Raw genomic sequence first — 20790 nt, forward strand, 5'->3', positions numbered from 1 at the left:
CGGCAAGCCACCCTATGAATCAGGGCCCGCCTTCCGAAGCTGCCTTACAGTTCCCTGTCCCAATGCGGCTCCGGGGCGAAACGGTCGGCGAGGAATTCTATGAAGGCGCGGGCCTTGGCAGGGACTTGGCGGCCCGAGGGCAGGACGGCGTGGACGCCGAGCTCGTAGGTGGGATAGTCGGGCAGCACGCGCACGAGATCGCCGTTGCGCAGGCTGTCGCCGACGAGGAAGGTGGGCTGACAGATCAGGCCCTGGCCGGCAATCGCCGCGGCGAGGAGGGCGTCGCCGTTATTGGCGCGCAGATTGCCCTTCACCGGCACGAAGATGTCCGCATCCTTTCCGAAGGTCCAGCGGTCGGCGCTGGTAGTGCTGGAAAGAGTATAGCCGAGACAGTTGTGGTGGCGGAGATCCTCGAGCGTCTGCGGCGTTCCATGAGCCTCGAGATAGGCCGGGGCAGCGCAGACGAGGATACGGCAGGGCGCGAGCTTGCGGGCAATGAGGCTCGAATCCTTGAGCCTGCCGATCCGGATCGCCAGATCCCACCCCTCCTCGATCAGGTCCACATAGCGGTCGGCGAGCCCGAGATCGACCGTCACGGAGGGGTAGAGGCGGCTGAATTCGGCGAGCGCCGGAGCGATCTCGCGAAAGCCGAAGGTAAGGGGGACGTTGAGGCGCAGGGTCCCCCGCGGCTCGATCCGGTCCAGGCTGGCGGAGGCCTCCGCTTCCTCGATCTCGGTGAGGATGCGTTCCACGGCAGCGAGATAATTGCGCCCTCCCTCGGTCAGGACCAGCTTGCGGGTGGAGCGGTGCAGCAGCTTGATGCCAAGCCGGTTCTCGAGGGCGGCGATGTGTTTCGTCACCATGGTCTGCGAGAGGCCAAGCGCACGGGCTGCGGCGGAGAAGCTGCCGAGCGTCGCGACGCGGAGGAAGACCTGCATGCTGGTAACCCGGTCGAGCATCGGCTGATCTCACTCCCATAGTGTGATCTGATATCCTGGGACGACTATTATCGTATCATGAGTTTGAGATCATATGGAATGGATCAGTTTCCAGGAGATCTCCATGATCGATACCCGCACCGCCCCCTATGCCGCCCTTGTCCTGCGCATTGCGCTCGGCATTCTCTTTCTCGCCCATGCCGGATTGAAGATCTTCGTCTTCACCCCCGCCGGCACGGCGCAGTTCTTCGGCAGCCTCGGCCTACCGCCGGCGCTCGCCTATCTGATCATCCTCGTCGAAGTCGCAGGCGGCGTTGCGCTGATCCTCGGTTTCTATGCGCGCATTGCAGCACTCGCCTTGATTCCGATCCTCCTCGGCGCGATCTTTACCGTGCACGGACCGGCCGGCTTCTTCTTCACCAACCCAAAGGGCGGTTGGGAATTCCTGGCGTTCTGGATCGCCGGCCTTCTGGCTCAGGCCCTCATCGGCGATGGCGCCTATGCGCTCAAGACCGGATCGACGAAGGCTTCGAACACGTTCTCAGCTCGCTCGGCGTAATGGGACAACCATGACCTCATCCACAAAAACCTCCGGTGCCGCCGGCGCCCCGGCGCGGCCCATCCATCCCGGGACCAAGATCGGGCACGTCCATCTGAAAGTGGCCGATCTCGACCGCGCGCTCGCTTTCTATCGCGACGTGCTCGGCTTCGAGCTTATGCAGCGCTACGGTACCCAGGCCGCCTTCATCTCGGCCGGAGGCTATCACCACCATATCGGCCTCAATACCTGGGAAAGCCAAGGCGGCTCGCCGCCGCCTCCCGGCACGACAGGCCTCTATCATCTGGCGATCCTCTACCCGACAAGGGCCGCGCTCGCCGATGCGCTCTCCAGGCTCCTCGAGGCGGGCATACCGCTTGAGGGCGCGAGCGATCACGGGGTGAGCGAGGCGCTCTACCTGAGCGATCCCGACGGCAACGGCGTCGAGCTCTACTGGGACCGTCCCGAGGAGCAGTGGCCGAAAACGCCGGACGGACAACTCCAGATGTTCACCCGACGTCTCGACCTGAAGGACCTATTGGCAAGCCGCGAGGCTTGACGAAATTTCCGGGACCTCCAGCTTAAGCTTATCGTCGATGCTGGAGGTCTCGGACCATGTGGCAGGAATTCAAGCAATTCGCCTTGCGCGGCAACGTGGTCGATCTGGCCATCGGCGTCATCATCGGCGCGGCTTTCGGAAAGATCGTCGAGTCGCTCGTCGGCGACATCTTCATGCCGATCATCGGTGCCATCTCCGGCGGGCTCGATTTCTCGAGCCATTTCATTCCGCTCTCCGGTAACGTCACGGCGCAATCTCTCGCCGAGGCTAAGACACAGGGCGCAGTCCTGGCCTGGGGCAACTTCATCACCGTCGCCATCAACTTCTTCATCATCGCGTGCGTTCTGTTCCTGGTCGTGAAGGGGATCAACCAGATGCAGCGTGCAGCGGATGCCAAGGCCGAAGCAGCTAAGAAGGCTCCTGAGATTCCTGCAGACGTAAAGCTCCTGGGCGAGATCCGCGATCTCCTGAAGGACAGACGGACCATGTGATCCATCACCGGATTCGATCGTACCTTTCGCTTCTTGTCATGGATTGGGCTTGAGGCTTGCCTTCGACCGGCGAACGCGCCATGCCTGTTCACCTGTCGATAGCATTCTCCGCAAAAGTGGATGCCGGTTTTGCGAAAGAGATTGCGTCTCATCAAAGAGAGACCTTGCCTATGAACGCGTCCGTTTCCGTCCCGTCGCTTTTCAATCTCCGCCCGGAGGCGGAGCGGGCCCCGACGAGCGGGATCGTCGATGTCTTCAATTACGGACGCAACCGCGAGGGGCTCATCCCGCTCTGGGTCGGAGAGGGCGATCTGCCGACGCCGTCCTTCATCTGCGACGCGGCGACCCGTTCGCTCGCGGCAGGCGAGACCTTCTACACCTATCAGCGCGGCATACCGGAGTTGCGCCAGGCGCTGTCCCGCTATCATGAGCGGGTCTATGGCCAGCCTGTGGATCCGGAGCGCTTCTTCGTCACCTCCGGAGGGATGCCCGCCATGCAGATCGCGGTCCGCATGGTGGCCGGCACCGGCGACGACGTGCTGATCCCGACACCGGCATGGCCCAATTTCGCCGGCGCCATCACGGTGGCGGGGGCCCGCCCCGTCGGCGTGCCGATGATCTTCGGCCAGAACGGCTGGAATCTCGATCTCGAAGGCTTCGAGAAAGCGGTGACGCCGCACACCCGCGCCATCCTTATCAATTCCCCCGCCAATCCCACCGGCTGGACCGCAACTCCCGCCGACCTGCGCGCCATTCTCGAATTTGCGCGCCGGCATGGGCTCTGGATCGTCGCCGACGAAATCTATGGCCGTTTCATCTACGATCCGGCCCTGACGGTGAATGGCCGCGCGCCCTCCTTCCGGGACGTGATGACGCCCGACGACAGGATCATCTTCGTTCAGACCTTCTCCAAGAACTGGGCCATGACCGGTTGGCGCCTCGGCTGGCTCGAAGCGCCGCCGGCCCTCGGCCAGACCATCGAGAACCTGATCCAGTATCAGAGTTCCGGGACGCCGGTCTTCGTTCAACGCGCCGGCATCGCGGCGCTGGAGCAAGGCGAGGACTTCGTCGCGCACCAGATCGAGCGCGCCAGGACCGGCCGCGAGATCGTCGGACGTCTGACAGAGACGGGGCTCGTCGATCTGCCGCCGCCGAGCGGCGCCTTCTATGCGTTCTTTAAGGTCAAGGGCGGGACGTCATCCCAGGAAATCGCCATCCGGCTCATCGAGGAGGCGAATGTGGGCCTCGCGCCCGGTTCGGCCTTCGGCGAAGCGGGCGAGGGCTATCTGCGCCTCTGCTATGCCCGCAAGGCGTCGGACCTGGAAGAGGCGGTTTGCCGCATCAATGCGGCTCTGCCGAAGATCTCGGGATAAGTGCGTGGGCGCATGGCCTGCCTGCGCCCTGGACATTTGACCTGGACGCTCATGGCGTTCATTGAGTGAGACGGCCTGTCCGTTCGGCCCGTTTTCCTGTCATGCGCCTCGTCTTCGCTCATATCATCCAGATTCTGATCGCCTGTCTCGGTGGGCTCGTCCTGAATGTTCTCGGGGTGCCTGCGGCATGGCTGTCCGGTTCCGCCCTTGCCATCGTGCTTTGGGGGCTCACCGGGAAGGCGCTGCCCATGCCGCGCGCCTTGGCGGATGCAGCGATGCTGATCTCCGGCGCCTCCATGGGAGCGGCGGTGACGCCGGCCGCGATCTCCTCCATGGCTCAATACCCGTCGAGCCTTATCCTGCTGGTGATCGCCGTGATCGCCATCTCCGGATCTTCCGCCTTCTGGCTCACCCGCGTCTCCGGTTGGCGCAGGGACGATGCGATTCTGGCCTCCGTACCCGGTGCCCTGTCGACCGTGCTTGCCATCGCGGTCGACCGGAACGCGGCGGTGGCTCCCATCGCCATCGTGCAGAACTTACGGCTTTTCGTGCTGATCGCGCTGCTGCCGAGCGCGGTGGTGTTCAGCGGCGGAGGTGGAGATGCAGGCACACTCATGGGCCAGGGATCGCCGGTCGAGAGCCCTGGCGGCATGGCCTTCATCCTGCTCGGTGGCCTTGCCGTCGGTATCGTCTTCAATCGGCTCAGGGTGGCGGCGCCGATCCTGCTCGGCGCGACACTGGTGAGCACGGTGAGCCATGGCACGGATTATGTCACCGGCATCATCCCGCCGGTTATCACCACGGGCGGCCTCATCCTCATCGGTATGTTCATCGCCGAGCGGTTCCGCGACCTGAGACGATCGACCTTGCGGGAATCGTTCATGGCCGCGCTCGGGTCCTTCGCCATCGGGATGCTGATCGCTGTCTGCTTCGCCGCTCTCGCCGCTTGGCTTGCCGGAGTCAGCTTCGCCAACGGCCTCATCGCCTTTGCGCCAGGCGGGCTTGAGGCGATGACGATCCTGGCCCTGATCCTCGGGCTCGACCCGCTTTACGTGGGCACCCACCACCTCGTCCGGTTTCTCGGCATCGGCCTCGTCGTGCCCTTTGTGGTGGCATGGCTGCAACGGGGCGATCCGCCGAAGGTAAGCTGAGCCCGGCCGCCTACTTCCCGCTCCGCAGCCGCTCGACCGCTTCCATGCGGGGTTTCGCCGTCTCCCACAGCCGCTTCGTCACCGCCGCAACGAGAGCCTCCGCCAGGAGCAGGAGGCCCGCCGACGAGTCCCAGTTCGAAGGCACGGTAATGTGGGCGGGCAGGACATGGCGCGCAACCCGGGCGATGGGCGAGAGCCAGGGGTCGGTGAGAAGCACCACCGTCGCGCCCTGCTTCGCCGCCGTCTCGCAAAGAGCGGTCACGTCTTCCTGATAGCGCCGGATATCGAAGGCGACGAGCACGTCCTTTCGGCCGATCTCGATCACCCGGTCGCGCCAGAGAGCGGGCTGCCCCTCGATGAAATCCACATGGCTGCGCACGATCCGGAAATGGCTCTCGGCATAGCGCGCCAGTGCACCCGTGAAGCGCCCGCCCGTGAAATGAATATGCCGCCGCGGATCGCTCAGCAGAGCGACAACCGCATCGAATTCGGTAGGCGCGATGTTCTCGACCGTGGCCTTCAGGTTGCCGATCACCGCGTCGGCAAACGCGGCAAGGGCCGGGGCGCCCTGGCCTATCTCCGAAGGGCCGGCCTTGGCGAGAGGAGAAAGAAGCTGAGCCTCCAGCTCCTCCCGCAGGTGCTTCTGAAATTCGGGAAAGCCTCCAAAACCCAGGCGCGTGACGAACCGCAGGGCGGAAGGTGCCGAAATGCCTGCGCGGGCGGCAAATTCCGCCACCGTGTCGAGCCCCGCGAAGGGATAGTGGCTCAAGAGGACATGAGCCGCACGCTTCTCGCTCGGCGTGAAGGATTCCATTTCGTGGCGGACGCGTTCCGCCAGACTCGGTGGGGCTGAATGAATTGTACTTTCGTTGCTCACGCCCGACCTATCCACAAGTCGCTCCTTGACGATTCTCCAAAGCTGTACCAAAAATTTCAGAATTATAAAAACAAGAATGAACGTACCAGGCGTTCAAACTCAGGACAGGCCTGCTTTTCGGCAGGCGAATGGAGGGCCGCATGACGCATGCGAGTCGTATGGGCGCCGATCCAGCGTCTGCTATGCAGGCTGGCAAGCCGGTCGCCTGCATTGAGAACGCTCAGGGGCGTTCGCCTATTCTGCTGATTTGCGAGCATGCTTCCAGGCATATCCCCCCTCGTTACGGCACGCTTGGTCTGGGGCCTGTTGATCTCGAGAGCCACATCGCCTGGGACCCTGGCGCGCTAGGTGTCGCCCGGGGATTGTCCCGTCTGCTCGACGCGCCGCTGATTCACGCGACGGTGTCGCGTCTGGTGCTCGACCTCAACCGCGACCCGTCAGCGCCGGACTCGGTCACCATGTTGAGCGAACGCACGACGGTTCCAGGGAATCTCGATCTCACCCCTGCCGAGCGCACCCGGCGCGTCGCTGAGGTGTACGAACCGTTCCACAGTGCAACCGATGAATTCGCCGAGGCGCGCAAGGCAGCGGGGCAGATCGCGGCAATCGTCTCGATCCATTCCTTCACGCCGGTCTACAAGGGCGTTCAGCGTCCTTGGGAGATCGGTCTCATTTTCGATGAGGACGCGCGTTACGCGTGCAGCGTCGAGGCTGGCCTCAGGCGCGATCCGGCGCTTACAATCGGCATGAACGAACCCTATTCTCCGGCGGATCGTGTGTTCCATACCCTCGACCGCCATGCGGTGCGGCGCGGCCTCGTGCCCCTCATGATCGAAATCCGCAACGACCTGATCCGCACGGAAGACGGACAGGCGTCGTGGTCTACTCGCCTTGCGCCTCTCTTGAGGGAGGGGGCGCAGACGCTGTGACGACAGCCATGGCGCGTGGTGTGCCGTGGCTCAGAGGGCAGACTATTCTTGGAGGAATAAGTCGATGTCGGTCGGACAAGGAGGTATGGGGCGCGAGCTTCCGCCGGAGCGCAAGGCGCTGCCGGCATTACCTGCACTAAAGTGGATGACAGTTATTTCGAGGCGCGCAAGCTCAAGCGCTACGCACGGGCGTGGTCGCTCTGGGCGCATGGCGTCGGCGCCGTTATTTCCGGCCATACAAGAGCCCGTTCGGAAATGTGGGCGCGATGGTGTGCATGATCATCGTCGCCATAAGCTCATTCTCCCCCCCGAGGAGGAGTTCGCCCTCACCAAGGGCGAGAGCGAATACAAGACCCATTGACCGTTCGGGGAGCGCATTCGTGCGCTTCCTCCCTTCTTCATTTCCGTTAGGTTTTCGGCATGAACGCCCCCACACTCCGTATGGACACTCCCAAGATCAAGACGGCAGCCGATGCCGCGGCTTATGTGCGCAGCCGTGATCTGCCCTTCGTGAAGATCGGCATCGTCGATGTCGACGGCATCATGCGCGGCAAATACATGGCGCGCGACAAGTTCGAATCCGCACTCCAGAACGGCTTTGGCATGTGCGATGTCGTGCTCGGCTGGGATTCGAACGACCAGCTCTATGACAACACGACGTTGACCGGCTGGCACACTGCCTATCCCGACGCGACCGCGCGCATCCTGCCTGAGACGATGCGGCTGATCCCCTTCGAGAACGACCTGCCGTTCTTCCTCGCCGAGTTCGATGGCTATGCGGAAGCAGCCTGCCCGCGCGGCGTGCTGCGCCGCGTGCTGAAGAAGGCGGAAGACATGGGCTTTGCGGTCTCGGCAGCAGCGGAGTTCGAGTTCTTCGTGTTCGAGGAAACTCCGCATTCCGTGCGCGAGAAGAACTATCGCGACCTGAAAAATCTCACGCCGGGTTTCTTCGGCTATTCCGTGCTGCGTTCCGGCGTACATTCGGAATTCTATCACGACCTTCTCGATCTCGGCACGAAGATGGATTTCGAGATCGAAGGCCTGCACACCGAGACCGGCCCCGGCGTTCTCGAAGCGGCGATCCGCGTCGACGATGCGTTGAAGGCCGCCGACAAGGCCGCCCTGTTCAAAACCTACACCAAGATCCTAGCCCAGCGCCGCGGTCTGATGGCGACTTTCATGGCGAAATGGTCGCGCGATTGGCCCGGCCAGTCTGGCCATCTGCATGCTTCGCTGAAGGACACCAAGACCGGCAAGGGCGCGTTCTACGATCCAAAGAAACCGCACAACATGTCGGATACCATGCGCTGGTTCGTCGGCGGTCAGCAGCAACTGATGCCCGAGTTCCTCGCTATGGTCGCCTGCACGGTCAATAGCTATACCCGCCTGATTCCGGGCTATTGGGCTCCGACCGATTCCGCCTGGGGTGTGGAAAACCGCACTACGGCGCTTCGTGTCATTCCGGGTTCGGAAAAGTCGCAGCGCGTTGAGTACCGGGTCGCGGCGGCGGACATCAATCCTTACATCGCGCTCGCTGCCGCCATCGGCTCCGGTCTCTGGGGTATCGAGAACAAGATCGATCCCGGTGAGCCGATCCAGGGCAACGCCTATGCGGTGAAGCATCCCAAAAAGCGGGCGCTGCCGCGCTCGCTCGGCGAAGCGGCGGAACGCCTCAAGGCGTCGAAGCCCGCGCGCCAGCTTTTCGGGGACACCTTTGTTGACCATTATGCGGCAACGCGCGAATGGGAGGAACGAGAGGCCCGCAAAGCGATCACCGACTGGCAGCTCGCCCGTTATTTCGAAATCATCTAACGACTGGATTCGAGGGGCGGCGATCTGCCTCCCCGCCCTTCTTTGCGCTACTTCAGGAGAAGAAAGCTATGGTCCCGTCAGGGATCATGGCCGTTCAAGAGAGCATCATGGCCGAGACCGACATCGTCTGTATTTCCCCCATCGACGGGCGCGAGCTTGTCCGTCGTCCCATCATGTCCGAGGCTGCCATCGACGCCGCGATTACGGCGGCGCGCGAGGCGCAAGCCAAATGGCGGCAGGCGCCTCTCGCCGAGCGCGCCGCGAAGGTGCTCGGCATGCTCGACGCCTTGGTCGCCATGGACCAGGAAGTGGTGCCGGAGATCGCCCAGCAGATGGGGCGCCCGGTCCGCTATGGTGGTGAGTTCCGGGGCGTCGAGGAGCGCGCGCGCTACATGGTGCGCATCGCGGAGGAGAGCCTCAAGACCATCCCGGCGGACGATCCGAAAGATGGCTTCCGTCGCATGATCAAGCGCGAGCCGGTCGGCCTCGTGCTTGTCGTCGCGCCGTGGAACTATCCGTATCTCACCGCCATCAACACCATCGCGCCCGCGCTCATGGCCGGCAATGCGGTACTGTTGAAGCATGCTTCGCAGACGATCCTCGCAGGCGAGCGCTTTCAGATGGCGGCGGATCGCGCCGGTCTGCCGAAGGGACTGTTCCAGAATCTCGTTCTCAGCCATGACCAGACGGGCCGCATCCTCGGCCAGGGTCTAGTCGATCACTGCAACTTCACCGGCTCCGTTTCCGGCGGCAAGTCCATCGAGCGCGCGGCGGCTGGCTCCTTCACCTCGCTCGGTCTCGAACTCGGCGGCAAGGACCCGGCCTATGTGCGGGCGGACGCGAATATCGACAACGCCATCGAGAACCTCGTCGACGGCGCGTTCTTCAATTCGGGGCAATGCTGCTGCGGCATCGAGCGCATCTATGTGCATGAGAGCCATTATGACCGTTTCGTCGAAGGCGCGGTCGATCTCGTGAACAAGTATGTGCTTGGCAATCCGCTCGATGAAGCGACGACGCTCGGCCCGATGGCGCATAAGCGCTTCGCCGATCTCGTACGCCAGCAGAACGCGGAAGCGGTCACGAAGGGCGCGAAGGCCCATATCGACACCAAACGCTTTACGGCCGATGTGGGCAACACAGCCTATCTCGCGCCGCAGGTTCTCACCAGCGTGGATCACTCCATGAGCGTGATGCGGGATGAGAGCTTCGGCCCCACTGTCGGCATCATGAAGGTGAAGAGCGACGAAGAGGCGATCCGCCTCATGAACGACTCGCCCTACGGTCTCTCCGCCGCGATCTGGACATCCGACATCGAGGCGGCCGAAGCCATCGGCGACAAGCTCGAGACCGGCACCGTGTTCATGAACCGCTGCGACTATCTCGATCCCGCGCTCGCCTGGACCGGCGTGAAGGATACCGGTCGCGGCGCGAGCCTCTCGAAGCTTGCCTACGAGTCTCTTACCCGCCCGAAATCCTTCCACCTCCGTCAGATCTGAGTTTGAACGATATGACCCTTTCTCCCCGCTCCAACTGGAACTATCCCAACCCGATCCGCTTCGGCGCCGGCCGCATATCGGAACTCGCGGAAGCCTGCAAATCGGTCGGCATGAACGCGCCGCTCATCGTCACGGACCCGTTCCTCGCCACGCAGCCGATGACGGAGAATGCGCTGGAGGCCTTGAAGGCCGCTGGCCTCAAGGCCGCGATGTTCTCGGAGATCAAACAGAATCCGATCGAGACCAATGTCTACAAGGGTCTCGAGGCCATGAAGGCGGGCGGTCATGACGGCGTCGTCGCCTTCGGCGGCGGCTCGGCGCTCGATGCGGGCAAGGTCATCGCCTTCATGAAGGGCCAGACGCGCCCCATGTGGGACTTCGAAGACATCGGCGATTGGTGGACCCGCGCGGATCCCAAGGGCATCGCCCCGATCATCGCCGTGCCGACCACGGCGGGCACGGGCTCGGAAGTCGGCCGCGCCGGAGTCATCACGCAGGAAGCGACCCACACCAAGAAGGTGATCTTCCATCCGCTCATGATGCCGAAGATCACGATCTGCGATCCGGAACTGACCGTCGGCATGCCGCCCCACATCACGGCGGGCACGGGTCTCGACGCGCTCGCGCATTGCATCGAAGCCTATTGCGCGCCGGGCTATCACCCGATGGCCGACGGCATCGCGGTGGAAGGCATCCGCCTCGTGAAGGAATACCTGCCACGCGCCTATAAGGACGGCAAGGATATCGAGGCCCGCGCCAACATGATGTCCGCCGCCGCCATGGGCGCGACCGCGTTCCAGAAGGGTCTCGGCGCCATTCATGCGCTGTCGCATCCGGCAGGCGCGCTCTACGACACCCATCACGGCCTCACCAACGCGGTCTTCATGCCGTATGTGCTGGTCTATAATCGCGCCGCCATCGAGAAGAAGATCGAACGTCTTTCTGCCTATATCGGCTTGAAGCCGAGCTTCCAGGCCTTCCTCGATTGGGTCCTGCAACTGCGCAAGGATCTCGGCGTGCCGCACACGCTGGAGGGCCTGAAGATCGACGCGGCTCGCTTCGACGAAATGTCCACCATGGCCCCGGAAGATCCGACCGCCGGCGGCAACCCGGTGCCGATCACCAAGGACAGCGCGCGCAAGCTCTACGAGAACGCGCTGGCTGGCGTGGTATAAGTCGCGGGTAGAACATAGAGAAGGATCGGCGGCGCCTCTGGAAAACCCACAGGCGCCGTTTCATTTTGTGACTCGGGACGATTTCAGTCCCGATTTTTAAGCGGCGGCTTTCGATGCTGCGGGAGACTTGCGCTGCGCCCGCAGCGGCTGCAGGGCCTCGGTCCATTTGTAGAGTTCGTCGAGCATGGTCGCTGCCGAGGTCTTGTAGATGTCGACGGGCTTGAGGTTGCCGTTCTGATCGAGGTTCTGGAACACCATCGGCATGGGCACGCCTTCGGGGATCGGCATCATCTTGAGGGTGGTCACAATCTGCTTCTCGACCTGAACCGCCCGTAGCCCCCCTGAAATGCCGCCATAGCTGACGAAGCCCGCAGGCGCATAATTCCATTCCAGCGAAAGGTAGTTCAGCGCGTTCAAGAGAGCGGGGGGCGGGCCGTAATTATATTCCGGCGTGACGAACACAAAGGCGTCGGCGGATTTTACGCTTTCAGCCCAGGCCTTGGTATGGCTGTTCTTGTAGCTCTGCCGCATCGGATGTTCGGGTTCGTCGAAGACCGGCAGGTTGAAATCAGCCAGATCCACCAGAACCGGCTCGAATTTGCCATGCTCGGCTGCAAATTCATTGAACCACTTGGCAATGCCAGGGCCGACTCGGCCGGGGCGCGTGCTGCCGATGATGGTGTGAAGCTTGAATGTCATCGTGTTCCTCGATTTGCGTCGGAACGGAACAGGTATTAAGTTCCGTTTTGTAACTGAGGCTCATTAAGTAACTTTTGGGATGGACCGCAAGGAGGCACTTTCTTGACACTCGGGAACATGAATGTGACCAGCGATTGTCGGGTTGTGACGGAAATCCTGTCGCGGATCGGCGACAAATGGAGCGTCCAGGTCGTAGCCCAGCTCGGCTGTGGGCCTAAACGCTTCAATGAGTTACGCCGCATGATAGGCGATATTTCTCAGCGAATGCTGACGCTGACATTGCGCGGATTGGAGCGGGACGGCCTTGTGACGCGCACAGTTTATCCCACGATTCCGCCGCGTGTGGATTACCAGCTCACAGGCCTGGGTTGCTCCCTGCTCAAGACTGTCCGGGCCCTCGGCGATTGGGCGCGGGAGAACCACGCCGAGATTATCGAGGCAAGGCGCCGTTTCGATAGTCAGGACGAGCAGAACCCGGAAGCAGCCTGACGATTCGGGCCGGCTTATGCGGCGATCCTGCGTTCCAGGATCTCCCATAAAGCCGGGTCGCGGAAATTCGGGATCGTCCTGTCGGCGCCCACGGCTCTCATCTCCCCGGCGGTCAGCCCGGTTAGCAGGCCGAAGGAGAACAGGCCGGCACCCTTTGCCGCTTTCATACCGGAAGGCGAATCTTCGAAGGCAATAGCCTCCTCCGCCGAAATCCCGAGACGGTCGAGTGCCGTGAGATAGGGCAGGGGATCCGGCTTGCCGCGAGCGACGTCCCCGATCGTTACTTTCACCGAGAAACGTTCAGTCACCCCCAGCACATCCAACATATGCGTGGCGTTGAGGATGGGGGCGTTGGTGACGAGGGCTATCTCGACCCCGCGCCCGTTAGCCCAATCGAGCAATTCGAGCAGACCTTCCATCGGCTCGAGATCCTGGGCCAGCCGGCGGAAGGCGGCCTCCTTCCGATCCGCGTACTCTTCGTGCTCCGCCACCGTGAGATGGGGCAGAAGGGTGGCGAAGATGGATTCGTTGGTGTGGCCGATGATCGAGTTGCGATAGATCTCGTCATCGATCACGACGCCTTCCGCTTTCAGGATTTCGGCGAAAGCCTGAAGGTGAACCGGGTCGCTGTGCACCAGGGTGCCGTCCATGTCGAAGATGAGGGCTTTGAGCATTGAAATCGTCTCGTCGGTATCGGGCATGGTCCACGAGGCGTGAGTCCGGCCTCCTGGAAGAGATGTGCCGTTTACGCCATCAAAATGGATATTCCAGGCGTCTCTAGGGCAAGGCCGTTCTTGGCGAGTGGTATCAGGCCTCACGAAACGGGAATGGTCCGCTTCAAGCCCCCGGAATGATCGCGACGCCCCGTTGTGGCGCAAACGAGATCGAAACCGGCGTGCCGAGTGGAATCGGTTCCTTGCGGCCATATTGGACCACGAACAGATCGCCGATGGGGCTCTCCACATCGTATTCCACCAGCGTGCCGAGATAGGATGCCTTCTTTACCAGACCGGCAATGGCACCGGCTTGAGACGTACCTTCACCCAGCAGGATCGCGTCAGGTCTAACGGCGAGCTTGACCGGTCCCGGTTTGGCGCTGCGATGAGGCAGGTCCAGGCTCAATCCGCCGATCTGCACCCGCGCTTGAGCACCAGCCACTTCGAGGAGCGTGCCATCGATGATATTGGCATCGCCGATGAAGTCGGCAACGAACAGATCCGCCGGTTCCTCATAAAGCTCGCGCGGCGTGCCGGTCTGGGCGATGCGCGCATTCGACATCACGATGATGCGGTCGGAGACGGCGAGCGCTTCCTCCTGGTCGTGAGTCACGTAGGCGACCGTGAGGTTGAGGCTCTGCTGCAGTTCGCGGATATCCTCGCGCACCCGGCGGCGCAGCTTGGCGTCGAGGTTCGACAGCGGCTCGTCGAAGAGCAGTACCTGCGGCTCGAGCACCAGGGCGCGGGCAACCGCGACGCGCTGCTGCTGACCGCCCGAAAGTTCGGACGGCGCGCGCTTCTCAAGGCCCGAGAGGCCGACGAGGGAGAGCTTCTCCATCGCCATCGCCTGTGCCTCTTTTTTCGCAATGCCCTGCACGGTCGGTCCATAGGACACGTTTTCCAGAACCGACATATGCGGGAAGAGGGCATAGGATTGGAACACCATGCTCACGTCCCGATCCGCCGCGGAGAGGTTGGTCACATCCCGGCCGCCGATCAGGATCTGGCCCTCGCTTGCCATCTCAAGACCCGCGATCATACGCAATGTCGTGGTCTTGCCGCAGCCGGAGGGGCCGAGAAGTGTCACGAGCTGACCGGGATCGATGGTGAAGGACACGCTGTCCACGGCGGTGACATTGCCGTAGCGCTTCGTCACGTTGCGGAATTCGACCGAGGCAGCCTCCTTCTTGGAGGCCCCGGGACGAACGAGGGAGGAGACAGAGGAGATCTGGTTCATGGTGTGGCCTGAACGGCAAGGGGAGCGGTATTGGTGCCGGCGCTGCGGCGACCAAGGCGCCGCTCGCCGACAGCGAGCTGGATGCCGACGATGGCGAGCAGCATCACGATGATGAGTACGGTGGAATAGGCGATGGCGAGGCCGAACTCCCCTGCCTCGACGCGGCCGACGATGTAGGTCGTGGCCATGTTGTACTCGGCGGTGACGAGGAAGATCACGGCGCTCACGGCAGTCATCGCGCGCACGAAGGAGTAGACCAGCGAGGCGACGATGGCCGGACGCAGCAGGGGCAGCACCACGCGGCGCATGGTGGTAAACGAGCGTGCTCCGAGCGTCAGGGAGGCCTCGTCCAGGCTCTTGTCGATCTGGCTCAAGGTAGCGATGCCGGAGCGCACGCCGACCGGCATGTTACGGAACACAAAGCACATCACGAGGATGAAGCCCGTGCCCGTGATCTCGATCGGAGGCACGTTGAAGGCCAGGATGTACGATACGCCGACGACGGTGCCCGGAATGGCGAAGCTCAAAAGCGTGCCGAACTCGAAGGCGCGCTGGCCCGAAAAGCGCTGGCGCGTGAGGAGATAGGCCGTGAGCAGACCAATCGCCGCCGTCAACGGCGCGGAAAGCGCCGCGACCTTGACCGTGGCGAAGAACGAGTTCCAGGCCGAACCGGAGAAGTAGAGGCCCCAATCCGCCCTTTCGATTCGGAAAGCGGTGAGGAAGTGATCGAGAGTCGGCGTGTAATCGCGGCCCATGGAGCGCACGAAGCCTCCGACCAAGATGATGGCGTATACCGCGACGGTGAACAGCGCCCACGGGATTGCCGTGAAATAGGATGCGAGCGCGACACGCCGGGGCAGGGGCAGAGGAATGCCCGCATCGCCCTTGCCGGTGACCGTGGTGTAGACCTTCTTGCCGAGCCAGGCATGCTGGAGCCAGAAGGCACCGAGGGTGAAGGCAAGCAGGATGATGGAAAGCACGGCGGCCCGACCTTGATCCTGCTGCGCTCCGACGACGGCGAAGAAGATCTTGGTCGACAAGACCTCGAAATTACCACCGAGCACCAGCGGGTTGCCGAAATCCGCCAGGCTTTCCACGAAGCCGAGGAGGAAGGCGTTGGCGAGGCCCGGGCGCATGAGGGGCAGCGTCACCGTGAGAAAAGTGGTCCAGCTCTTGGCGCGCAGGGTCTGAGAAGCTTCCTCAAGCGTCGGGCTGATGCCCTGAACGACGCCGATCAGAACGAGAAACGCGATGGGAGTGAAAGCCAGAAGCTGGGCGATGAAAACGCCCGGGAGGCCATAGATCCAGCGTGTCCGCGGAACGCCGAACCACTCGAACAGCACGGCGGAAAGCGCTCCGGAACGGCCGAAAAGCAGGATCAGCGCAAGGCCGATCACGAAGGGCGGCGTGATGATGGGCAGAACGCTCATGACGCGCAGGAGCTTCTTGTAGCGGAAGCTGGTGCGGGTCGCGATGAGCGCGAAGGCGAGACCGAGCGCCGTCGTGCCGAAGGCCACCAGGATGCCGAGGAACAGGGTGTTCCAGGCCACGCCGCAGCGCAGGTCGCTCGTGACGCAGTCGAGCCCCCAGATCGATTTGTCCATGAACTTCGTCACGAACTGGATGGGAGCGAAATTGCCTTTGTCGTCGCCGAAGGCGCTGGCGAGAATGGTGGAAACTGGGAAGAAGACGAAGATGATGATGAGCGCGATGATCACGCCGATGGACGATGTCACGAAGGCATCGCCCCGGCACCACCCACGCGCGGCAAGACCATGGCAGAGCACGATGAGAAATGAGGTCGTGGTAAGGGCGGCGCCGTATCCCATGCCGGCCTGGCTCGGGCCGGGTGCCCCGAAGAGGCTCTTCAAGGTATCGGACGTCCAGCCGTTCAGGCCGATGGTGAAGCCCTGGAGCAGGACAAGCAATAGGCCGATTGTGCCCGAAGCCACGAGCCACTCGCTGACCGATACGCGCGCGGAGCCGGTTGCTGGCCTAAGCATCATCAGGAGCGGCGCGAGGATGGGTAGGAGCCACCAAGCTCCTTTCAATCCGAGCACAAGGCCCGATCCGCCGATGAAGTAATCGCTAAGCGCGGGTGCCGCCGCTCTGTCGAAGCCGTACCAGGGCAGGACGGCATAGCCGACCCATCCCAGGACAATCCAGCCAAGGGTTGCCCGTGACATGTTCATTCTCGCGTGAAACCTGGAACAAAGCCCGGAGGGCTCCTCTCCAGCGTAATCCGGATACCGGAAAAAAGCGGCGAGGCGGATGCCGCCTCGCCGGACGAACTCCAGAGCCGCCTATTTCGGCAGGTTCTTCACTTCATTGTCCCACTTGGACAGGAGCCGCTTGCGCTCGTCGGACGAGCCATATTTCGCGAAATCGAAGTTGATCAGCTTGATATCGGCAAGTTTCGGCGCTTCCGGCGGCACCGGCGTCGCCTTGTTGGACGGCACCTGATAGGACTTGGTCTCGGCGCCGAGCTTCTGCGCGGCGGGAGTCAGCGCCCAATCGTAGAACTTCTTGGCGTTGTCCATGTTCTTGGCGCCCTTGATGATCGACATGGAGCCGATCTCGTAGCCCGTACCTTCGCAGGGGGCGACGACCTTGATCGGGGCCTTGTCCACGACCATCGTCACGATGTCGTGCATGAAGGCGATGCCGACGGTGGTCTCGCCGAGCGCCATGGCCTTGGCAGGCGCCGCGCCCGACTTGGTATACTGATTGATGTTCTTGTGCAGGGACTTGAGGTAGTCGAAGCCCTTCTCCTCGCCCATCAGCTGGACGATGGTGGCAAGAAGCGTATAGGCCGTTCCCGAAGAGTTCGGGTCGGCCATCTGCACCTCGTCCTTCAGCTTGGAATTGAGGATGTCCGCCCAGCATTTCGGTTCGGCGACGCCCTTCGACTTGATCAGCTCCGTGTTGTAGCCAAAGCCGAGAGCGCCCGAATAGATGCCGATCGTGCGCTGCTTGGACTGCTCCCACTGGCGCACGGCCCAATCCTGCAGCTCGCCCATCTTGGGCGATTTGTACTCGACGGTCAGGCCTTCTTCGGCGGCCTGCATATGGGGATCGCCCGTGCCGCCCCACCAGATGTCGGCGCGCGGATTGGCGGCTTCCGCCTTCACCTGGGCGTAGATTTCGCCCGAGCTCTTGCGGGTCATGGAGATCTTGATGCCGGTCTCACGCTCGAAGGCGGTGGTCATCGCCCGGCACCATTCCTCCTGCACGCCGCAATACATGACGAGCGCACCCTGAGCCTGTGCCGCGCCGGCGGACAGGAACGAGAGGGCTGTCGCCGCGCCTGCCAGCATGGTGGCGGCAACGAAATTCTTTCTGAGTTTCATAAGTATCCTCCCACATTGGATCGTTTATGTTTTTGTTTGGTCGGCTAAGCTCCAACCATTGAGCCTGCCGGTCAAGACCCTTGAATCCCTTCTCAAGGGTGAAACGGCGGAATCTCGCCCGGAAACCGGCTGAAAGCCTTTCCTGTCAAGCTTTTCCGTCCGTCTTTGATTGTGGATAGCAACGATGTGAGGCGGCTTGGAGCCTGGCCCGAGCCGTCTCCTTACGCCGGCTCCTTGCCGATGCCCGTGGCGGCCATGACGATGTCGGCCAGTTCCGGCGTGCAGGCCAGCACGGGATTTCCCTTCCGCAATCCCTCCTTGGCGAGGAAATTGTTGGTCCAGCCTCCGGCTTCCTCGATGATCAGCAGACCGGCGAGCACGTCCCATGAATTGATGTGAAGCTCGCAATAGGCGTCGATCCGCCCGTCCGCCACATAGGCGAGGCCGAGGGTGCCCGAGCCGCCGCGGCGAACGTTGACGCCCGCCCGCTTCAGCCGCTCCACCATGGCCACATAAGGCTCGACCGGGAGACGGGAGGACCAGCCCGCCTCAACGGTTGCCTGCTTGATTTCCTTGAGACCGCTGACCTTGATGGCCTCACCATTCACGGTAGCGCCCTGGCCGCGCCTGGCGGTGTAGAGCTCGTCCTGCATCACGTTGTAGACGACGCCGACTTCGGTGCGGTTATCGCGCACAAAGGCGATCGAGATCGCGAAATGCGGGATGCCACGGGCAAAATTCGCCGTTCCGTCAATGGGATCAACCACCCAGACATTGCGCTCGAACGAGCCGCCGCCCTCTTCGCCGAAGAAGGCGTCACCCGGGCAGAGCTCGCCCAAGCGTTTCCGGACCAGTTCCTCGACCTCGGAATCGGTGGCTGTGAGAAAGTCCTGATGTCCCTTCATATCGGGTAGTTGCGAGCGAGGGCGCTCGAGAAACCGCCTGCGCGCCAGGGCTCCGGCTTCCTTCGCAATAGTGCGGGCCGTATCAAATCTCGTGTCCAGGTCGTCTTTCATCATGAATTTCCCCCGGGAATTGCGACGCCTGATCATTGTTGTCGGGCGTTCATTTGCATTTGTTATAAGGCGATGAAACCATTGTCGATGCAGAACACGTTTCCAAGGCTGGACGACTTGATGGTTGATTAGCCGGCTTAAATCAATCAGATTTGTTCGGTTGCCCTCGTCATTCCTACCCCTCTTGAGAATGCCCAAGATACCCGAAACCCTTCCGAAAGAAGAATTGAGCCAGGTTGCCGCGCTGCCCTTCCGGATTACGGACGGCAAGATCGAAGTGCTTCTTGTGACGTCTCGCGAGACCAAGCGCTGGCTGATTCCCAAGGGCTGGCCGATGAAGGGCAAAAAGCTTTACAAGGCAGCTGCGCAGGAGGCCGCCGAGGAAGCGGGCGTGAAGGGTTCCATCCAGCACAAGCCTATCGGCCACTATGAATACTGGAAGCGTCGCACCGAGCATTTCGTTCTCTGTCGGGTCGATGTCTATCCGCTCGAAGTGTCGAAGCAGCTCAAGTCCTGGCGCGAGAAGGGACAGCGCGAGGCGCAGTGGTTCAATGTCGAGGATGCGGCCCATCAAGTGCTGGAGCCGGCTCTGGCCGCGCTTATCCGCGGCCTGCCCAATCACATCTGAACAGCCTCCCTCCTGATCCGTGGGGATTTTTTGCGTTCTGAGGGAACGCAAGGACTCTCCAAAAGTCTTCCCTAGCGTCATGTGGCCGGCGTGAAAGCGCGGCCTTTTATGCTCTGTTGACGGGAGATCGGCATGAGAGCTTTACGCTGGCATGGAAAAGAGGACATTCGCTGCGAGTCGGTTCCCGACCCGCAAATCGAGGATCCTCGCGACGCGATCGTCAGGATGACGAGCTGCGCCATCTGCGGTTCCGACCTGCATCTCTACAACCACTTCATCCCCGGCATGGAAAAGGGGGACATCATGGGCCATGAGTTCATGGGGGAGGTGGTCGAGGTCGGCTCGTCAACCAAGCAGTTGAAGGTCGGCGACAGGGTGGTGGTGCCCTTCACCATCACCTGCGGCGAGTGTGAACAGTGCAAGCGCGGCAACTTTTCGGTTTGCGAGCGCACCAACCGCAATGCGGACATTGCGGCCAAGGCTTTCGGTCACAGCACGGCGGGGTTGTTCGGCTATACGCATCTGACCGGCGGCTATCCGGGAGGGCAGGCGGAATATGTGCGCGTGCCCTATGCCGATACCACCCATGTCAAGATACCGGACGGATTGACCGACGAGCAGGTGCTGTTCCTCGGCGACATCTTTCCGACCGGCTGGCAGGCCGCCGTCCAATGCGACATCGACCCGACCGACACGGTAGCGATCTGGGGTGCCGGGCCCGTCGGCCAGATGGCGATCCGGAGCGCCGTTCTTCTCGGCGCCAAGCAGGTCATCTCCATAGACAGACTTCCGGAGCGCCTCAGCATGGCGAAGGCCGGTGGTGCGATCACCGTCAACTTCGAAGAGGAAAGCGTCATCGAGCGACTCAACGAGCTGACCCGTGGCAGGGGCCCCGAGAAATGCATCGATGCGGTCGGTCTTGAGGCGCATGTCTCCATGAAGCATCCCGATACCGTTCTCGATCGCGCCAAGCAGGCGGTCATGCTGGAAAGCGACCGTCCTCATGTCCTGCGGGAAATGATGTATGTTTGCCGTCCGGCTGGTGTGCTGTCGGTGCCCGGCGTCTATGGCGGGCTCGTGGATAAGATCCCGTTCGGCGCGTTCATGAACAAAGGCCTCACGCTGCGCACGGGGCAGACCCATGTGCGACGCTGGACCGACGACCTGCTGCGCCGGATCCAGGAAGGCCAGATCGATCCGTCCTTCGTCATCACCCATACCGTCAGCCTCGATCAGGGGCCGGAGATGTACGAGACGTTCCGCGACAAGAAGGATGGCTGCATCAAAGTTGTTCTCAAGCCCCATTGAGGTGT

Annotated in this window: 20 protein-coding genes; 12 read left to right on the plus strand and 8 right to left on the minus strand. The window is 62.3% G+C overall.

Features of this window, described 5'->3' with window-relative positions:
• Positions 1-44: 44 nt before the first annotated feature.
• Positions 45-959, minus strand: coding sequence for a LysR family transcriptional regulator (locus AB4Y97_RS17755; protein ID WP_442000376.1), 915 nt, complete (start codon positions 957-959; stop codon positions 45-47).
• Between the two features lie 103 nt (positions 960-1062).
• Between AB4Y97_RS17755 and AB4Y97_RS17760 the strand changes: the two genes are divergently transcribed.
• The 5 genes from AB4Y97_RS17760 (at position 1063) to AB4Y97_RS17780 (ending at position 5050) form a co-directional block, all read left to right on the plus strand.
• A complete protein-coding gene (locus AB4Y97_RS17760; protein ID WP_442000377.1) occupies positions 1063-1497 on the plus strand; it encodes a DoxX family protein in 435 nt (144 codons plus the stop codon).
• A 10-nt stretch (positions 1498-1507) separates the two neighbouring features.
• Positions 1508-2035 (plus strand): VOC family protein, encoded by a 528-nt coding sequence (locus AB4Y97_RS17765; protein ID WP_442000378.1) that lies wholly within the window; start codon positions 1508-1510, stop codon positions 2033-2035.
• Positions 2036-2091: 56 nt separating this feature from the next.
• On the plus strand, positions 2092-2526 hold the full coding sequence (gene mscL, locus AB4Y97_RS17770; protein ID WP_442000379.1) for a large conductance mechanosensitive channel protein MscL: 435 nt from the start codon (positions 2092-2094) through the stop codon (positions 2524-2526).
• Positions 2527-2696: 170 nt separating this feature from the next.
• Entirely contained in the window at positions 2697-3899 is a 1203-nt protein-coding gene (locus AB4Y97_RS17775; RefSeq protein WP_442000380.1) for a pyridoxal phosphate-dependent aminotransferase, read from the plus strand.
• A gap of 65 nt (positions 3900-3964) precedes the next feature.
• On the plus strand, positions 3965-5050 hold the full coding sequence (locus AB4Y97_RS17780) for an AbrB family transcriptional regulator (protein WP_442000381.1): 1086 nt from the start codon (positions 3965-3967) through the stop codon (positions 5048-5050).
• Positions 5051-5060: 10 nt separating this feature from the next.
• Here the strand turns inward: AB4Y97_RS17780 and AB4Y97_RS17785 are convergent, their stop codons facing one another.
• Positions 5061-5927: a MurR/RpiR family transcriptional regulator gene (locus AB4Y97_RS17785; RefSeq protein WP_442000382.1), complete on the minus strand. Its 867-nt coding sequence runs from the start codon at positions 5925-5927 to the stop codon at positions 5061-5063.
• Positions 5928-6067: 140 nt separating this feature from the next.
• Here AB4Y97_RS17785 and AB4Y97_RS17790 point away from each other — a divergent pair, with 140 nt between their 5' ends.
• The 4 genes from AB4Y97_RS17790 to AB4Y97_RS17805 all read left to right on the plus strand — a co-directional run bounded on the left by AB4Y97_RS17790 (position 6068) and on the right by AB4Y97_RS17805 (position 11342).
• Positions 6068-6856: an N-formylglutamate amidohydrolase gene (locus AB4Y97_RS17790; RefSeq protein ID WP_442000383.1), complete on the plus strand. Its 789-nt coding sequence runs from the start codon at positions 6068-6070 to the stop codon at positions 6854-6856.
• 420 nt (positions 6857-7276) lie between these two features.
• Positions 7277-8668, plus strand: a complete 1392-nt coding sequence (locus tag AB4Y97_RS17795) for a glutamine synthetase family protein (protein ID WP_442000384.1) — start codon at positions 7277-7279, stop codon at positions 8666-8668.
• Between the two features lie 107 nt (positions 8669-8775).
• Positions 8776-10167, plus strand: coding sequence for an aldehyde dehydrogenase family protein (locus AB4Y97_RS17800; protein WP_442000385.1), 1392 nt, complete (start codon positions 8776-8778; stop codon positions 10165-10167).
• Between the two features lie 11 nt (positions 10168-10178).
• Positions 10179-11342, plus strand: coding sequence for an iron-containing alcohol dehydrogenase (locus AB4Y97_RS17805; protein ID WP_442000386.1), 1164 nt, complete (start codon positions 10179-10181; stop codon positions 11340-11342).
• A gap of 96 nt (positions 11343-11438) precedes the next feature.
• Here AB4Y97_RS17805 and AB4Y97_RS17810 read toward each other — a convergent pair whose 3' ends face one another.
• Entirely contained in the window at positions 11439-12041 is a 603-nt protein-coding gene (locus tag AB4Y97_RS17810) for an NADPH-dependent FMN reductase (RefSeq protein ID WP_442000387.1), read from the minus strand.
• A gap of 117 nt (positions 12042-12158) precedes the next feature.
• On the opposite strand from AB4Y97_RS17810, the gene AB4Y97_RS17815 reads away from it, so the two are divergent.
• Positions 12159-12530: a winged helix-turn-helix transcriptional regulator gene (locus AB4Y97_RS17815; protein ID WP_442000407.1), complete on the plus strand. Its 372-nt coding sequence runs from the start codon at positions 12159-12161 to the stop codon at positions 12528-12530.
• 14 nt (positions 12531-12544) lie between these two features.
• Here the strand turns inward: AB4Y97_RS17815 and AB4Y97_RS17820 are convergent, their stop codons facing one another.
• The 5 genes from AB4Y97_RS17820 to AB4Y97_RS17840 form a co-directional block, all read right to left on the minus strand.
• Positions 12545-13204, minus strand: coding sequence for an HAD family hydrolase (locus AB4Y97_RS17820; RefSeq protein WP_442000388.1), 660 nt, complete (start codon positions 13202-13204; stop codon positions 12545-12547).
• Between the two features lie 163 nt (positions 13205-13367).
• A complete protein-coding gene (locus AB4Y97_RS17825) occupies positions 13368-14483 on the minus strand; it encodes an ABC transporter ATP-binding protein (RefSeq protein WP_442000389.1) in 1116 nt (371 codons plus the stop codon).
• Complete coding sequence (locus AB4Y97_RS17830; RefSeq protein WP_442000390.1) at positions 14480-16669, minus strand: ABC transporter permease; 2190 nt, start codon at positions 16667-16669, stop codon at positions 14480-14482. Before AB4Y97_RS17830 ends, AB4Y97_RS17825 begins: the two co-directional genes overlap by 4 nt.
• 117 nt (positions 16670-16786) lie before the next feature.
• Positions 16787-17833 (minus strand): ABC transporter substrate-binding protein, encoded by a 1047-nt coding sequence (locus AB4Y97_RS17835; RefSeq protein WP_442000391.1) that lies wholly within the window; start codon positions 17831-17833, stop codon positions 16787-16789.
• Positions 17834-18054: 221 nt separating this feature from the next.
• The gene (locus AB4Y97_RS17840; RefSeq protein ID WP_442000392.1) at positions 18055-18852 is read right to left on the minus strand and encodes an inositol monophosphatase family protein; all 798 of its coding nucleotides are present in this window, start codon (positions 18850-18852) and stop codon (positions 18055-18057) included.
• Between the two features lie 187 nt (positions 18853-19039).
• On the opposite strand from AB4Y97_RS17840, the gene AB4Y97_RS17845 reads away from it, so the two are divergent.
• Together AB4Y97_RS17845 and AB4Y97_RS17850 are read left to right on the plus strand one after the other, a co-directional pair.
• Positions 19040-19477, plus strand: coding sequence for an NUDIX hydrolase (locus tag AB4Y97_RS17845; RefSeq protein WP_442000393.1), 438 nt, complete (start codon positions 19040-19042; stop codon positions 19475-19477).
• Positions 19478-19609: 132 nt separating this feature from the next.
• On the plus strand, positions 19610-20785 hold the full coding sequence (locus AB4Y97_RS17850) for a zinc-dependent alcohol dehydrogenase (RefSeq protein ID WP_442000394.1): 1176 nt from the start codon (positions 19610-19612) through the stop codon (positions 20783-20785).
• Positions 20786-20790: the final 5 nt, after the last annotated feature.

Source organism: Microvirga sp. 2TAF3 (assembly GCF_052114965.1).
Classification (GTDB): domain Bacteria; phylum Pseudomonadota; class Alphaproteobacteria; order Rhizobiales; family Beijerinckiaceae; genus Microvirga.

What these genes read in the sequence shown, in the direction of transcription:
- mscL (WP_442000379.1), top strand. Translation starts at nt 2,092, where the DNA reads ATGTGGCAGGAATTCAAGCAATTCGCCTTGCGCGGCAACGTGGTCGAT.
- AB4Y97_RS17840 (WP_442000392.1), bottom strand. Translation starts at nt 18,852, where the DNA reads ATGATGAAAGACGACCTGGACACGAGATTTGATACGGCCCGCACTATT.
- AB4Y97_RS17795 (WP_442000384.1), top strand. Translation starts at nt 7,277, where the DNA reads ATGAACGCCCCCACACTCCGTATGGACACTCCCAAGATCAAGACGGCA.
- AB4Y97_RS17755 (WP_442000376.1), bottom strand. Translation starts at nt 959, where the DNA reads ATGCTCGACCGGGTTACCAGCATGCAGGTCTTCCTCCGCGTCGCGACG.
- AB4Y97_RS17850 (WP_442000394.1), top strand. Translation starts at nt 19,610, where the DNA reads ATGAGAGCTTTACGCTGGCATGGAAAAGAGGACATTCGCTGCGAGTCG.
- AB4Y97_RS17800 (WP_442000385.1), top strand. Translation starts at nt 8,776, where the DNA reads ATGGCCGAGACCGACATCGTCTGTATTTCCCCCATCGACGGGCGCGAG.
- AB4Y97_RS17775 (WP_442000380.1), top strand. Translation starts at nt 2,697, where the DNA reads ATGAACGCGTCCGTTTCCGTCCCGTCGCTTTTCAATCTCCGCCCGGAG.
- AB4Y97_RS17845 (WP_442000393.1), top strand. Translation starts at nt 19,040, where the DNA reads ATGCCCAAGATACCCGAAACCCTTCCGAAAGAAGAATTGAGCCAGGTT.
- AB4Y97_RS17820 (WP_442000388.1), bottom strand. Translation starts at nt 13,204, where the DNA reads ATGCTCAAAGCCCTCATCTTCGACATGGACGGCACCCTGGTGCACAGC.
- AB4Y97_RS17790 (WP_442000383.1), top strand. Translation starts at nt 6,068, where the DNA reads ATGACGCATGCGAGTCGTATGGGCGCCGATCCAGCGTCTGCTATGCAG.
- AB4Y97_RS17825 (WP_442000389.1), bottom strand. Translation starts at nt 14,483, where the DNA reads ATGAACCAGATCTCCTCTGTCTCCTCCCTCGTTCGTCCCGGGGCCTCC.
- AB4Y97_RS17815 (WP_442000407.1), top strand. Translation starts at nt 12,159, where the DNA reads ATGAATGTGACCAGCGATTGTCGGGTTGTGACGGAAATCCTGTCGCGG.
- AB4Y97_RS17805 (WP_442000386.1), top strand. Translation starts at nt 10,179, where the DNA reads ATGACCCTTTCTCCCCGCTCCAACTGGAACTATCCCAACCCGATCCGC.
- AB4Y97_RS17835 (WP_442000391.1), bottom strand. Translation starts at nt 17,833, where the DNA reads ATGAAACTCAGAAAGAATTTCGTTGCCGCCACCATGCTGGCAGGCGCG.
- AB4Y97_RS17765 (WP_442000378.1), top strand. Translation starts at nt 1,508, where the DNA reads ATGACCTCATCCACAAAAACCTCCGGTGCCGCCGGCGCCCCGGCGCGG.
- AB4Y97_RS17830 (WP_442000390.1), bottom strand. Translation starts at nt 16,669, where the DNA reads ATGTCACGGGCAACCCTTGGCTGGATTGTCCTGGGATGGGTCGGCTAT.
- AB4Y97_RS17810 (WP_442000387.1), bottom strand. Translation starts at nt 12,041, where the DNA reads ATGACATTCAAGCTTCACACCATCATCGGCAGCACGCGCCCCGGCCGA.
- AB4Y97_RS17760 (WP_442000377.1), top strand. Translation starts at nt 1,063, where the DNA reads ATGATCGATACCCGCACCGCCCCCTATGCCGCCCTTGTCCTGCGCATT.